The sequence below is a fragment of the Terrimonas pollutisoli genome, assembly GCF_029360765.1.
Lineage (GTDB): Bacteria > Bacteroidota > Bacteroidia > Chitinophagales > Chitinophagaceae > Terrimonas_B > Terrimonas_B pollutisoli.
The window spans coordinates 11,816-26,047 of record NZ_JARKNA010000012.1 but is presented as its reverse complement, the minus strand read 5'-3'; the positions used below and the strand labels follow the sequence as shown (position 1 = coordinate 26,047).

Annotated in this window: 12 protein-coding genes; 9 read left to right on the top strand and 3 right to left on the bottom strand. The window is 41.2% G+C overall.

The genetic code is table 11. The features are described 5' to 3' along the window. Positions 1 to 1,074: 1,074 nt before the first annotated feature. Both P2W73_RS17445 and P2W73_RS17440 read right to left on the bottom strand, forming a co-directional pair. Positions 1,075 to 1,839 (bottom strand): oxygenase MpaB family protein, encoded by a 765-nt coding sequence (locus P2W73_RS17445; RefSeq protein ID WP_276503368.1) that lies wholly within the window; start codon positions 1,837 to 1,839, stop codon positions 1,075 to 1,077. A gap of 7 nt (positions 1,840 to 1,846) precedes the next feature. Then, a complete protein-coding gene (locus tag P2W73_RS17440; protein WP_276503367.1) occupies positions 1,847 to 2,836 on the bottom strand; it encodes a type I glyceraldehyde-3-phosphate dehydrogenase in 990 nt (329 codons plus the stop codon). A 264-nt stretch (positions 2,837 to 3,100) separates the two neighbouring features. Between P2W73_RS17440 and P2W73_RS17435 the strand changes: the two genes are divergently transcribed. The 9 genes from P2W73_RS17435 to P2W73_RS17395 all read left to right on the top strand — a co-directional run bounded on the left by P2W73_RS17435 (position 3,101) and on the right by P2W73_RS17395 (position 11,889). Further along, positions 3,101 to 3,577, top strand: coding sequence for a hypothetical protein (locus P2W73_RS17435; protein WP_276503366.1), 477 nt, complete (start codon positions 3,101 to 3,103; stop codon positions 3,575 to 3,577). 18 nt (positions 3,578 to 3,595) lie between these two features. Beyond that, on the top strand, positions 3,596 to 4,843 hold the full coding sequence (gene hutI, locus P2W73_RS17430; RefSeq protein WP_276503365.1) for an imidazolonepropionase: 1,248 nt from the start codon (positions 3,596 to 3,598) through the stop codon (positions 4,841 to 4,843). Between the two features lie 463 nt (positions 4,844 to 5,306). Next, entirely contained in the window at positions 5,307 to 7,478 is a 2,172-nt protein-coding gene (locus P2W73_RS17425; RefSeq protein ID WP_276503364.1) for a cation:proton antiporter, read from the top strand. A gap of 73 nt (positions 7,479 to 7,551) precedes the next feature. Next, a complete protein-coding gene (locus tag P2W73_RS17420; RefSeq protein ID WP_276503363.1) occupies positions 7,552 to 8,607 on the top strand; it encodes a formimidoylglutamase in 1,056 nt (351 codons plus the stop codon). 175 nt (positions 8,608 to 8,782) lie between these two features. Then, entirely contained in the window at positions 8,783 to 9,355 is a 573-nt protein-coding gene (locus tag P2W73_RS17415; protein WP_276503362.1) for a dihydrofolate reductase family protein, read from the top strand. A gap of 54 nt (positions 9,356 to 9,409) precedes the next feature. Beyond that, the gene (locus tag P2W73_RS17410; RefSeq protein ID WP_276503361.1) at positions 9,410 to 9,889 is read left to right on the top strand and encodes a VOC family protein; all 480 of its coding nucleotides are present in this window, start codon (positions 9,410 to 9,412) and stop codon (positions 9,887 to 9,889) included. A gap of 81 nt (positions 9,890 to 9,970) precedes the next feature. Continuing rightward, positions 9,971 to 10,363: an iron chaperone gene (locus P2W73_RS17405; RefSeq protein WP_276503360.1), complete on the top strand. Its 393-nt coding sequence runs from the start codon at positions 9,971 to 9,973 to the stop codon at positions 10,361 to 10,363. A gap of 5 nt (positions 10,364 to 10,368) precedes the next feature. Further along, the gene (locus P2W73_RS17400) at positions 10,369 to 11,145 is read left to right on the top strand and encodes a DNA alkylation repair protein (RefSeq protein ID WP_276503359.1); all 777 of its coding nucleotides are present in this window, start codon (positions 10,369 to 10,371) and stop codon (positions 11,143 to 11,145) included. Positions 11,146 to 11,274: 129 nt separating this feature from the next. Next, entirely contained in the window at positions 11,275 to 11,889 is a 615-nt protein-coding gene (locus tag P2W73_RS17395) for a dihydrofolate reductase family protein (protein WP_276503358.1), read from the top strand. Here P2W73_RS17395 and P2W73_RS17390 read toward each other — a convergent pair. Beyond that, positions 11,886 to 14,123, bottom strand: coding sequence for a patatin-like phospholipase family protein (locus tag P2W73_RS17390; RefSeq protein WP_276503357.1), 2,238 nt, complete (start codon positions 14,121 to 14,123; stop codon positions 11,886 to 11,888). The genes P2W73_RS17395 and P2W73_RS17390 overlap by 4 nt on opposite strands. Between the last annotated feature and the right edge of the window lie 109 nt (positions 14,124 to 14,232).

Genomic DNA, 14,232 nt, shown 5'->3' with positions numbered 1-14,232 from the left:
TCATCTTAAAAAACCTTATTTGAATTTTTCTGTTGTCTTCCAGAGAACCTCAACCTTAACCTTAGTAGAAAACACCACATAGAGAACCCAAACCTCATTACCTTATTTTCCATCAAACGGTAGATTCTGTGTGATATGTATGAAATGAGTGTAGAGGTTGTCATTTTAAATTTTCATGCGAACAAGACAATAAGGTTGTGTATGGAGCTAATTTACTTCCTACTAAGGTTAGAAGACAAATAGTAAAAACAATTTCTTCCATTAGACTGGCTCATTGCTATTTTCCACCTCCACTAAATTGTAACAATACATTACAGGCAGACCATCGTGCCACCCTGAGATCGGTGAGGTTGGTCCTTTTAATCCCAAACCCGAATCCCTGTTTAATACATAAAGTTTGAATAAGATTTACCTGCCAAAGAAATTCATTCATCTTAAAAAACCTTATTTCAATTCCCAGCAGTTCGGCAAAAAATCTCAACCCTAACCTTAGTAGAAAATACCACATAGAGAACCCAAACCTCATTACCTTATTTTCCATCAAACGGGTAGATTCTGTGTGATATGTATGAAATGAGTGTAGAGGTTGTCATTTTAAATTTTCATGCGAACAAGACAATAAGGTTGTGTATGGAGCTAATTTACTTCCTACTAAGGTTAGAAGACAAATAGTAAAAACAATTTCTTCCATTAGACTGGCTCATTGCTATTTTCCACCTCCACTAAATTGTAACAATACATTACAGGCAGACCATCGTGCCACCCTGAGATCGGTGAGGTTGGTCCTTTTAATCCCAAACCCGAATCCCTGTTTAATACATAAAGTTTGAATAAGATTTACCTGCCAAAGAAATTCATTCATCTTAAAAAACCTTATTTCAATTCCCCGCAGTTCGGCAAAAAATCTCAACCCTAACCTTAGTAGAAAATACTACATAGAGAACTCAACCTTATTACCTTATTTTTCCATTAAACAGGCGAGTGGGTGCAGTGTGGCATGAAATGAGTGATGGATTGTTATAGTCACTTTTTGACACCATCCGCCAAATGCTAAAAAACTTCCCGACAAAAGCATCATGCTACCCTAACATCCAATTCCCTTATCTGCTCCTTGTAATCCTGCGGCAGAATAATGGCTTTTAATAAACCATCCATTTTTATTAAACGACTTAGTTTATAAACGGTGAGAAGAGGACTGATCCAGTTGATCTTTCCAAGACCTAGTAGCTGATTGACATAGGACGGCACCACCAATTTCTGTGATTCCTTTAAGATTAAAAAACGAACACTGCCCAGGTGCTTTTTATATTGTTTGTAAAGATCAACCGTGTAATCACTTTTTTGCAGGTCATTGTGCAGGTGCTCATCCCGCATCACCAGCCATTGATTAAAATTGGTGGGCAGGTCTTTTAAATTCATTCGTTGGCCCATGCGATAGAATACATCATACAGGTCTTCTTTTTCGGCGTCGGTCAATTTTCTTTCCAGCACTTCAAAAGCGGCAATGGAATAATGGATGAGCATAAACAACACGTCCCGATAGGCCCAATCGGGTATTTGAGTACCACGGCTTTTTTCAATAGCACCATGAATAGCGGTTATTTTATCAATCGCTTTATGAGCATCTTCCGTGTTGGAAAAAACAATCTGCCGGGCATACATTACGGTGGAGAATAAACGGCCCAACGGATCAGCCGGTAACCGGCCGGTGAAGTACAACCAGTCCACCGCTTTGTTCAGGGCAAATTCTGCAGAAGCACCGGCAAACACAAACAGGATCGTGTCGCTCTTGCCCCAGATCTTGCGCACAATGGATTGCTGATGGACAAAATATTCCATACACGAATTAAAACAATTTCTTCCAGTATTGCAGCCAGTCAACCATGCGGCTGGTAAAGCCATTTTCATTGTCGAACCAGGCGATCAGTTTTAAATGATTACCCACAACGGAAGTAAGCGTACCATCAATAATGCAGGAATGGGAATTGCCTTTGATATCGAGCGAAACCAGTGGATCTTCTGTGTAATCCAATATGCCTTTGTATTCGCTGGCTGCCGCTTTTTCAAATAGCTTATTGACTTGTTTGGCGCTCACCTCATCACTTAATACAACAGAGAAATCAGCCATGGCGCCATTTGCAACAGGTACCCGGGTGGATACAGCGGCCAGTTTACCCTTTAGTCCCGGCATCAGGCGTTCGATAGAGTGATGCAGGTCGATCTCAACAGGGATAATGGACTCGGAGGCCGCCCGGCCACGGCGAAATTGTTTGGCGGGTGAATCGATCAGTTCCTGTCTTGACGTATACGAATGCAGCATATTTATTTGTGCCGATTTGATACCGATAGATTGCAACAGGTATAAAATATGTACGGAACAATTGGTCATACAACCACCCGGGGAAATAATGGTGGTATCATCCGACAAACCATTTTGATTAAAGCCATAGATCATCAGGGGGATATCATCCGAACCCGTGGTAGACAATAATACCTTCTTCGCACCGGCTTTTAAATGCTCTTCAGCCAGTTCCTTTTTCGTGAATTTACCGGAGCATTCCACCACCACATCTACTTTCAGTTCTCGCCAGGGAAGCCTGGAAGGATGATCGGCCTGCAAGGCAGCAATTTTTTTTCCTTCTATAATAAAAGCATGGTCTTCCGTTTGAATATTTTTATCAAACGTGCCATAGACAGAATCATATTTCAGCAGGTAAGCCAGGTTGTCAACCGGCATAATATCATTTACCGCCACCAATTCAATTTCCTGGTGAGCTACCATTTTCCTAAACAATAGCCGGCCAATTCTTCCCATGCCATTAATCGCAATTCTCATTTCATTCCCAATTTTGGAGTGCAAATATCATAAACAATCGCTTAGTACGAGTATATCAGTTTGCTAAAAAGTAGATATGTCAGCCAGTAAGTTTATAAATGATTATCTAATCAAACGAAAACCGCTGGTCTTCGTGCCTTTGTGCCTTGGTGTTTCAGATAAACTGCTAACACTTTTGAAACACAGAGGCACGGAGATAAAAAACGCAAACGTTTCACTTTATGACTAATTCCTTATCAGGCACAAATAAATATCTTCGTCCATATGAAAGCTGCTACCGTTCATGAAATAAAACAGGAATTGCTGGCCTTGAAACCAGCTGCCATTACCGAGCTCTGTCTACGACTGGCAAGATTTAAAAAAGAAAATAAAGAATTGCTCACCTACCTGTTGTTTGAGGCGCATAATGAAACCGCCTATGTGCAAGCTGTGAAGGAGGAAATGGATGAGTTATTTGCTGAAATCAATAAATCACACCTGTACTTTGCCAAAAAAAGCCTTCGCAAGATTATCCGCATCATAAATAAATACTGTCGGTACAGTGCTTCCAAACAAACCGAAGTGGAGTTGAGGCTGCATTTTTGTGTCACATTAAAAGATTCGGGTATCTCACTTTACAATACGGTGATCAGTAATATTTACCAGTCACAATTAAAAAAGGTGCAAACAGTTTTGAATACCTTACATGAAGACCTGCAATATGATTATCGCAAAAAACTGGAAGAGCTGAAGAGCCACTAATCTATTTATCTTGCGTCTATGCCTGCTGTACTTTTTACAAACATCAAACTATTGGTCAATACCCGCCGGCAAAATGAATTGCTGCGCGGAAAAGAACTGGCCAATTTACCTTGTATTGAAAATGCCTGGTTGCTAATTGAAGACGATGAAATAGTAGAGTATGGCCCAATGGAGGAGTTACTGTCAACTATCAGCCATCAACCGTCATCTACTTTCGATTTATCCGGTCAAATGATCCTTCCAGCCTGGTGCGACTCCCATACTCATCTTGTATTTGCTGCCAGTCGGGAGAACGAGTTTATTGATAAAATAAAAGGGTTGAGTTATGCTGAAATAGCGGCAAAAGGTGGCGGCATATTGAATTCGGCAAAAAAATTAAATGAGACCCCGGAAGATGAGCTCTTTACCATGGCATGGAAGAGACTGGAAGAAATGAGCAAACTGGGAACCGGTGCTGTTGAGATAAAGAGTGGGTATGGACTAACCGTAGAAGGTGAATTGAAAATGCTTAGGGTGATCAGGAGATTGAAAGAAAAATCGAAACTTTCTATCAAAGCCACTTTTTTAGGCGCCCATACTTACCCGCTGGCATTTAAAGAAGATCACCAGGGCTATATTGATTCTATTATCAATGAAATGCTGCCCGTAATAGCCGCAGAAAAACTAGCTGATTATATTGACGTGTTTTGTGAAACAGGTTTCTTTTCTCCACAAGAGACTGAGACGATTTGTAAGGCTGGAATGGGTTATGGCCTAAAACCAAAATTACACGTAAACCAACTCAACAGTATTGGTGGTATAAAAACAGGAATACAATTAAACGCCATCTCACTCGATCACTTAGAAACAATGACCGAAGATGATATCGGTCAATTAGCCGGCTCAAACACTATCGGCACCTTGTTACCAACTGCTGCTTTCTTTTTGCGCATGCCATTTCAACCGGCAAGGCAATTGATCGATAGTGGCGCCGCTATTGCTTTGGCAACCGATTATAATCCCGGATCATCACCGAGTGGTAATATGAACCTGGTGGTGGCGATGAGCTGTATTCAAATGAAGATGCTACCCGAAGAAGCGATCAATGCAGCCACGATCAATGGTGCATTCGCTATGGAATTACAAAATGAGGTTGGCAGTATCATGCCTGGCAAAAAAGCTAACCTGATCATTACGAAACCGATTCCATCATTAGCCTATTTTCCTTATGCATTTGGTAGCAACCTTATCGATAAAGTGATGCTGAAAGGAGAGTGGATATTTTAGAAATATTCAGAAATTATTCGCTGGGAAATCAGATGCGGGCTCTCAATGCAGTCACTCATTCCATTTACATAAACAATTTTACTCTCTGATTGTCTTTTGTCAAACCTTAGTCGAAGTAAACCTGCCTGACTGTATTGACCTTATTACCTTTTTATTTTACCAAAGACGCCGTGTCCCTTTACAGCAAATCTATCAAAATAAGGTAATAAGGTTTATGTGTTTTATCGTGTCCTTTCTACCTACTAAGGTCAAACGCATTCTTTTTTATATTATTCTTACCACTACTATTATTATGGCCCTTGGCATGATTTTTTATAAAAAGAAGCCCGATCAGCTTGCAGAGGAAAGCCAGTTTTCAGAACGTTCTGACATATTATAACTTATTTTTGTTTGGCATTCAATTGTTGTTTGATTTGACCATTAATGCTAAACGGGCTTGCTGTTCACCCTTTAATTTGAAACTATGAATTTGCTGGAGATCAGATTTCCTTTGCAAGACCCGGTACCTATTTTCGCCATTGTTTTATTCATCATTTTACTGGCGCCAATACTGCTGCGCAAATTGCGAATTCCCAGTATCATTGGGTTGATACTTGCCGGCATGGCCATTGGTGACCACGGCTTCAATATTATAGCGAAGGGCAGTATTGATCTTTTTGGAAAGGCAGGGCTTTTGTACATCATGTTCCTGGCCGGTCTTGAACTGGATATGGCCGAGTTTAAAAAGAACAAATACAAAAGCATGGTATTTGGTTTTTTCACTTTTGCTATCCCTATGGGTCTTGGCTTTTTATTGTGCTATCAATTTTTGCATTTCAATTTTATGGGTTCGTTGCTGGTGTCGAGCATGTTTGCCACGCATACATTGGTGGCCTATCCACTCGCCAGCAGGATGGGCATCACCAAAAATGAAGCGATAACTGTTGCAGTCGGGGGAACAATTATTACTGATACAGCTGTATTGTTAATCCTGGCTGTTATTACAGGTGCCGCTGATGGCCAGTTAAACCAGGCGTTTTGGTTAAAACTGGGCGGATCGTTTCTCCTGTTTTCGTTTGGTGTACTATTCGGATTCCCTTTTATCGGCCGCTGGTTTTTTAAGCGGATAAAAGATGATCAGACCACGCATTTCATATTTGTATTAGCGATGGTTTTCCTGGCTGCCTGGCTGGCAGAATTGGCAGGCGTCGAAGGAATAATCGGGGCGTTCCTCGCCGGGTTAGCACTCAATCAACTAATACCGCATACCTCAGCTTTAATGAACCGCATTGAATTTACAGGCAATGCGATCTTCATTCCTTTTTTCCTGATCAGTGTAGGTATGATTGTGGACCTGCGGGTGTTGTTAAAAGGACCTGATGCGCTGATCATTGCCGGTACATTGACGGCAATGGCCGTGTTCACCAAATGGCTTGCCGCATTTTTCACGCAAAAAATATTTGGTTACACCTCCACGCAACGCAACGTGATCTTTGGCTTAAGCACCTCGCATGCTGCGGCTACTATCGCCGTTATTCTTATTGGTTTCAACATTGGATTGATAGATGAAAATGTGTTGAATGGAACCATCATCCTGATCCTGGTGACCTGTATGGTCGGATCGTTTGTTACAGCAAATGCCGGCAAACGTTTGGCGATATCGGAAGCCAATAAATTACCGGAGGTCGTGAATGAACAGGAAAGGCTGTTAATTCCTTTTGTGGATATTGAAAAAATGGATGAGCTGGTTGATTTTGCAGTCATGATCAAAGGCGATACCAACAAATTGCCCATCGATCTTTTATCAGTTGTTCAGGATGATGCGGAAGCGAAAGGAAGAGTGAAGCTAAACCAGAAGAAGCTTGAAAAAGTGATTAAGCACGGCGCAGAAACGGACACCAAATTACAGGTTTTGAACAGGGTTGATCTGAACATGAGTAATGGTGTAGCCAGGGCTGTGAAAGAAAGATTTGTTTCCGATGTGGTATTGCAATGGAGTGAAAAGGGTGGAAGCACTACAAACTTCCTCGTGAATTCATTGTTTGGAACTAATACGCAAAACATTATCGATACCGTATGGGAAACGGTTTATATCTGCAATTTTCAGCACCCCGTTAACACAGCAAGAAAGATATTCCTGCTTGTTACACCCAACGCACAGTATGAGATCGGGTTCAAGCATTGGCTAAAAAAAATGTTGTTACTATCCCGCCAGGCAGGGGCAAGATTGGTGGTATGCTGTGATCCCGCAACAAGACAGGCTTTTCAGGATGAACTTCGTAAGAGAAGGATAACAGTGGAAGTGAACTATAGCGATTTCGAAACCGCCGATGATTTCTCAGTCCTTTCCGGTCAAATCACAAGAGATGATCTTATTGTGATCGTCAATGCAAGAAAAGGCACTTTGTCTTACCAGTCATTCATGGATACTTTGCAAACAAAAATTCTAAAGCAGTTTACGGAAAATAATTTCATCCTGCTATACCCCGAGCAAACCGAAGTGGAGTTTTTAGAAAGCGGTGTTCAATCAGGTGATCTTACACTGACGCCAATACAGGAGCAAATTGATAACCTCAACAAACTGGGTAAGGCAGTGAAAAAAATATTTAACCCGGGAAGTCCAAAATCTCCCGATACAGCGGAAGAGACTCAATAGTGTTGAAATAAAAATCAATCATCGTCTTTGATACAAGTTTATTTTCTTTAAATTGTCGGATATAAAAGATTGCATGCAACATTTTAAGTATTACACCAAGCAGGATATTCTCTCCCTCACCAGGATTCGCAAGTTTGAAACAAAGCTGGGGGAGCGGTTACATTTTATTCCCGATAGCAGTAAACTGGAAGAGTTTCTTCAAACCACCACTGCTAAGTATATCTTGTTTGGCATACCCGAAGATATTGGCGTAAAAGCGAATCCCGGTTTGGGTGGAACAGACACGGCCTGGTTCTCTTTTCTGCAATCCTTCTTAAATATCCAGAGCAATGATTTTTTAAGCGGTGATGATATTGCGCTGGCTGGTCATTTTGATTTTGGAGATATCCTTTACCTGATCGATCATACGGCACATGATGAAGGAGAGAAGCTGGAAGCTTATCGTCATGCTGTTAACAGTATTGACGACGAAGTGGAGAAACTGGCGAAGATCATCACGGAATACCAAAAGATCCCGATAGTGATAGGGGGTGGGCACAATAATGCATACCCGCTGATAAAAGGCGCGGCTAAGGGCTGGTATAAAGCGGGAAAAATTCCGCTGGCACAGATCAACTGTATTAATCTGGATGCCCATGCAGATTATCGCCCATTGGAGGGAAGACACAGCGGTAATTCCTTCCGTTATGCAGAAGAAGATGGCTACCTGCAGAAATATTGCATCGTTGGTTTACATGAAAACTATCTGCCACAAAATATCTGGATGGACATTGTAAATAACCCGTTTATCGACTGCATAACCTTTGAAGATATTTTTATTCATGGCAAACGAAACTTTATGCAGGCTGTAGCACATGCTACCGGCTTCATGGAAGATACTTTGTGCGGTGTCGAGCTTGATTTGGATGCGGTACAACATACACTCAGCAGTGCCATGACGCCCACAGGTGTTACTCCTAATCATGCAAGGCAATATGTTTCCTACTGCGCAGCGGATGCAAAACCGGCCTACCTGCATATTTGTGAAGGCGCTATTCGTTTATCAGACGGTCGCACAGATAGCTCTACCGGTAAACTGATCAGTTATCTTGTCAGCGATTTTGTAAAGGCGATGCAGCAATCCGCATAAACGGTCCTGCTATCTTTTCGGTTGAGTTCTGAAGCAATTTTAATGGTGCGGTTTGCAGCTATTGGCGGAAGCTACCCCTTAAACTGACGTTTTTACACCCTGCCTGGTTTTTATTTTCAGTGCAAATTTACAGTACAAAATCACCCTTGTGTTTAACCATGACGAGCGTTAGCCGATGCAAAAGATAATTGCAGATATTACCATGTCATTGGATGGATTTATTGCCGGACCGGGCATAACAGAAGAACACCCGATGGGCAACAATGGTCAACGTCTTCATGATTGGCTGTTTGCAGCAAAGACCCCTGCTGACAATGAAATATTGGATGAGCTGATGAATTCTTCCGGAGCAGTGATTTGTGGAAATATTACTTATTCTACAGCCATCAACGGCGTCTGGGAAGCTGTTACGCCATTTACAATACCGGCCTTTGTATTGTGCAGTCAAAAGCCAAAGTCAGAAGTAGCAGGCTTCACTTACATTACAAAGGGCATTCACGATGCATTAGAAAAAGCAAAGATCGTAGCAGGTGACAAAAATATCTGTGTCATGGGCGGTGCTTATACAATCCGGCAATTTATCAAAGCCGGAGTGATTGATGAACTGCATATACATATTGCCCCGATCTTGTTAAATGCCGGCACCCGCTTGTTTGAAACTATCGGCCATCAACCTATCAGTTTAAAAAAAATAGCCAGCACCGATACGCCGGCAGCCAGTCATATTGTATACGAGGTAGTGAAATAAGCACGAAGCAGCACTATTCAAACCAATAAAATAACAACCTAAAAATTAAACCATATGCAAAATCAGAAAATCACTCCATTTTTATGGTTCGATGGAAGGGCAGAGGAGGCTGTTAATTTCTATGCGTCCATTTTTAAAAATTCAAAAGTGACCAGCATCAAATATTGGAACAAAGACAGTCCATTTCCAAAAGACCAGGTGATGGGAGCTACCGTAGAACTGGATGGAATAAAATTTCATGCATTTGATGCGGGTCCACAGTTTAAATTTACAGAAGCCATATCTTTTTTTGTAAGCTGTGAAGACCAGCAGGAGGTCGATTATTTCTGGGACAAGCTTTCCGCGGGTGGAGAAAAAAGCCAGTGTGGTTGGCTAAAAGATAAATTTGGTGTGTCGTGGCAAATTGTACCAAAAATCCTTGACAAGCTGATGAGCGACAGTAAACACGGCAATACAAAAAATGTAATGACAGCATTGATGCAAATGAAAAAACTGGACGTAGCGGCCCTGCAAAAAGCCTACGATCAAAAATAACAATCACTATTAAAAGCGATTTAAAACAAGGGAATTGCTTTTTGATTTTTATAAAACATTAACAGTAACCTTCTTCAAAAAATGAAAGTCAAAACCACGCCAGCTAAAACTGTGGATGAATACCTCGAAATGGTGCCTGCGGACATGAAGAGCATGCTCGAAAAACTCCGGCAAACAATCCGAAAAGCGGCACCGAAGGCAGAGGAGATCATCAGCTATCAAATTCCAACTTACAAGTACCTGGGCCCGTTGGTACACTTTGCGGCTTTCAAGGATCATTGTTCCCTTGTTGTCATCAATAAAGGCATTTTAAAAACACTCGAAAAAGAATTGCAACCTTATAAAACTACCGGAACAACTATTCATTTTACACCGGCTAAACCTTTGCCTGCATCATTGGTGCAGAAGATCGTCAAAATAAGAATCAAAGACAATGAAGAGCTGGATGAGGCAAAAAAAAGGTTAAAAAAATAGCTCATATGCCAACCAAAACAGCCACACCAAAAAAGCCGGCAAAAATTACTGCTGAAAAAAAACAATTAACTGCTAAGCAGTTTATCGAAGAGGTAAAGAAACATCAATCGGATGTTGAATTAAAAAAGATACAGCGTTATTTCAAATCCGGTGAAGGACAATACGGAGAAGGCGATAAATTCATTGGGGTAAAGATGGGGCAGCTGTTTAGCTTAGCCAAAGAATTTGCAGGTATGCCGGTAAATGAGATCGAAAAACTACTGGAAAACCCGATCCATGAGATACGGGCAGGTGCCGTTAGCATTATGGATAAAGAGTCAAGAACAAAAAAGATAACAGCGGAACGGCTGAAGGAGTTTTATAATTTGTATATGAAGCGACATGACAGGATCAACAATTGGGATCTTGTTGACCTCGGCTGTTTACATATGACCGGCAGCTACCTGTTTGACAAACCCAGGAACATATTATACAAACTTTCTAAATCAAAGAATATCTGGGAACGGCGAACCGCCATTTTAAGTACTTGTTATTTTATACGACAGGGGGATCTCGATGACACTTTTAAGATCGCTGAGCTGTTGGTAAAAGACAAGGAAGATTTGATTCATAAAGCAACAGGCTGGATGCTTCGCTTTGCAGGTGCTAAGGATAAAAAAAGACTCGTGAGTTTTTTGGATAAACATGCTGCTACCATGCCCCGCACATTATTGCGCTATTCGATAGAACATTTCGATGCCAAACAAAGGGAGCATTATATGAATCTCAAAAAGGGCAGTTAGTCTCTGTCATGCTGAGCCTGGCGAAGCAATGTCAGCCTGAGCTTGTCGAAGGCTCAAAGCAGGTCCCTGCTGACGCATGCATTATCACAAACACAATCCGCCTGATTTTTTTAATAAATAAAGAAAGAGATGAGAAAATTAATTCTGGTTGTTCATACCTCATTGGATGGTTTTGTAGCGGGACCCAACGGCGAATTTGATGATTTTCCCGTGGGTGAAGAAAATCTTGATTTCGTATGCCAGTTGACTGAAGAAGCGGATGCCGCTTTATTTGGACGAAATTCTTATCAACTATTAAATAGCTACTGGCCGGCGGCTAAAGATACTCCTAATGCTTCAAGTGGTACCGTGGCTTATTCATCCTGGTATAATAAGGCTCACAAAATCGTTGTTTCAAAAACGCTGACGGATGAAGGATTGCCCAATACAAGCATCATCCGTGAAGATCTGCAGGATGAAATTAATGCTATCAAAAGCCGGGATGGAAAAAACATTCTACTCTTTGGCAGCCCGGCTTTGACAAAAATGCTCATGCAGCTTGATTTAATAGATAGCTACTGGATATTTGTTAACCCGGTGATTTTTGGAAAAGGCATTCCGTTGTTTACTGAGCCAACGAATAAAATAAAATTGACACTTGCCAAAACCAGGCAATTTGTAAATGGCGAAATTGGTCTGTATTATATTGTAAACAAGCATGATGATATTGGCCCGCGGCCGCGATATTTCAATCAATCGGCTTAAAAAGGAATTCCAAGATTAATATAGGATTGTATTTTTTTTGTCTGGTCGCAATACATCACACTCACATCAAGAGGTCCTAATGCAAAATTATAGGAGAAGGTGAGGGCATAACCCGTATAAAGATCTTCGTATTTAAAAAAATCGCTCCGGCTGATAAAGTTATTAAAAAGAACATTGGCCCGGCCGGTCAAATAAGCACCGGTAAACAAAGAAGTTCGCAGCCCGCCCTGGAAAGTGGCAACGGCCGGGGAGTAAATAACAGCTTCCTGCAATCCTGCAAACAATACCTGGTTGCGCACAATCTTTGTCAGGCCACCAATCACAAATTCATTCATGATATTGCGGGAGTAATTAAAATTGATACCGGTTTGCATATTGGCAAAAGCGGTGAATCTGTGGTTGAGTGGTACGTAACCTTCTGCTGAAAAAGATGTACGCCAGTAGGGATGACCAGATGTCCTTAATGAATCAGGATTTGTTGGCGGCTCACCATCGATAAGAAAATTGATTCTTACCTGTTGTGTCAATACTCTTCCAAATTCAGCATCCAGCTTAATACCTCTTCGCGGAAAAATATTTCGATCCAGTGTATTATGTTTTAAATAAGAAAATACCGTTGAAAAATTATTTTTCCCTTTGAATTCAAAGGACGATGAAATGCGGGGATTATAATTGATCCACTCAAAGCGGTGACCAATGCCAATCGTAAAACTTTTACCCGGTGAGAAATGTAATTTTTCACTGACTTCTGCAAAATTTTGTTTGTATAAACCTGTTCGTTTATACAGGTCATAGGTGGTAACATCAAAACGATCAAGCTGTGCTTTCAATGTGAGGCCAAATTCTTTCAACCGGCCAATATATTGCAGATGTTCGCCTTTGATCCGGAAACTTTCGCCAATATTCACGGTGGCCAGGCTGCGTGAATTGGGTAAAAGAAAATTGCGGGTCGTGATGTTGGCGATAACTCCAATGCCCGAAAACCGGTTGAAATGCAAACCGGCTTTTAAAAAACTCAGCGGGTTTTCAGCCACATCAAAAAGGATGGTATAATTGCTGTCAGCTCTTTGCTCCAGTGAATAATTGATACGGTTATAATACCTTGTTCCAAATGCCTGTCGCACCATGTTAGCAATTTCCACCGCCGTATAGTGCTTATGCAATTTAAGGTTCATGGTATTGAGAAAAAATGCCTGGGTAGTATTGTCAAAACCAGTTGATCGTACCGAATCAATATAAACAGTTTTTAATACCGGCAGGCGCTGATGGTCCAACGGCTGTATCCCATATTTTTCATTTAATGAATCAGCCAAATGTTTAAACTTCGGGTACATTTTTCGTCCTTCTTCGAGACCAATCTCCAGTATTTCTTCCGCATCATTAAAATTGGCCATGCTGTATTTTTCCAGGTTAAACGGAATATAGATATCACAAAGCGGTACTTCATTTTTTACATCCTCCGCCTCCCTGAAAAAAGCGATTTGTAATAACAGTTGAACAATATTTTTTACTTTTTCCGGTGGCAATAATCCCGTAGCGACGGTACTGCCTATTACATAATCGGCGCCCATTTCCTTTACATCCCTTACCGGGAAGTTGCGGCTGATACCACCATCCACCAATAACTTTCCATTATGATTGGAAGCGGTAAATAAAGACGGAATCGCTATGCTGGAACGAATCGCCGTAATGATCTCGCCATCTTTTAAAACAATGGCCTCGCCATTTCCAACGTCTGTTGCAATGCCCCTGAACGGAATATTGAACTGTGAAAAGTCTTTGATATTGCTGACAGGAAAATACAATTCTGAAAATTTTAGCCACAATTCCTGGCCCTCTAAAAAACCCGTAGCTATTTTAAATTGACTATTCACCCAGGGCAACTCAATATCGTACTTGGAGTATTCATCTTTTTCTTCCATAAACAAACTGCGCAGCCCCGATTGATTACTTAGCAAAAGATCCCAATCAATAGAACGGGCAATTTTCACCAGTGAATCAGCCGAATATCCAATGCTGTACAAACTTCCAATCACGGCGCCCATGCTGGTGCCGGTGACATAATCTACTTTTAGGCCAGCAGAGTCAATGGCTTTTAAGATACCGATATGTGCCAGCCCTTTGGCGCCACCTCCACTAAATGTCACGCCGATTTTTGGACGGGCAGGATTTGTTTGTGCCAGGGCCGAACAGGAAAAGACAATAAGACAAAAGACAGAAATCACAAACTTCATCAGGCTGGAATAATTGATCACTACGTGAAATTAATTCCTTTCATCCTGATTTCGTAATCAAATAAAACGGGGCTAATTATTATTTTGAGATGCTGTACCTAACTGATCG

Excerpts from the sequence above, each read along its gene's own strand:
- P2W73_RS17415 (WP_276503362.1), top strand. The coding sequence starts at position 8,783 with ATGCAAAAGATAATTGCAGATATTACCATGTCATTGGATGGATTTATT.
- P2W73_RS17390 (WP_276503357.1), bottom strand. The coding sequence starts at position 14,123 with ATGAAGTTTGTGATTTCTGTCTTTTGTCTTATTGTCTTTTCCTGTTCG.
- P2W73_RS17395 (WP_276503358.1), top strand. The coding sequence starts at position 11,275 with ATGAGAAAATTAATTCTGGTTGTTCATACCTCATTGGATGGTTTTGTA.
- P2W73_RS17410 (WP_276503361.1), top strand. The coding sequence starts at position 9,410 with ATGCAAAATCAGAAAATCACTCCATTTTTATGGTTCGATGGAAGGGCA.
- P2W73_RS17405 (WP_276503360.1), top strand. The coding sequence starts at position 9,971 with ATGAAAGTCAAAACCACGCCAGCTAAAACTGTGGATGAATACCTCGAA.
- P2W73_RS17440 (WP_276503367.1), bottom strand. The coding sequence starts at position 2,836 with ATGAGAATTGCGATTAATGGCATGGGAAGAATTGGCCGGCTATTGTTT.
- P2W73_RS17425 (WP_276503364.1), top strand. The coding sequence starts at position 5,307 with ATGAATTTGCTGGAGATCAGATTTCCTTTGCAAGACCCGGTACCTATT.
- P2W73_RS17400 (WP_276503359.1), top strand. The coding sequence starts at position 10,369 with ATGCCAACCAAAACAGCCACACCAAAAAAGCCGGCAAAAATTACTGCT.
- hutI (WP_276503365.1), top strand. The coding sequence starts at position 3,596 with ATGCCTGCTGTACTTTTTACAAACATCAAACTATTGGTCAATACCCGC.
- P2W73_RS17420 (WP_276503363.1), top strand. The coding sequence starts at position 7,552 with ATGCAACATTTTAAGTATTACACCAAGCAGGATATTCTCTCCCTCACC.
- P2W73_RS17435 (WP_276503366.1), top strand. The coding sequence starts at position 3,101 with ATGAAAGCTGCTACCGTTCATGAAATAAAACAGGAATTGCTGGCCTTG.
- P2W73_RS17445 (WP_276503368.1), bottom strand. The coding sequence starts at position 1,839 with ATGGAATATTTTGTCCATCAGCAATCCATTGTGCGCAAGATCTGGGGC.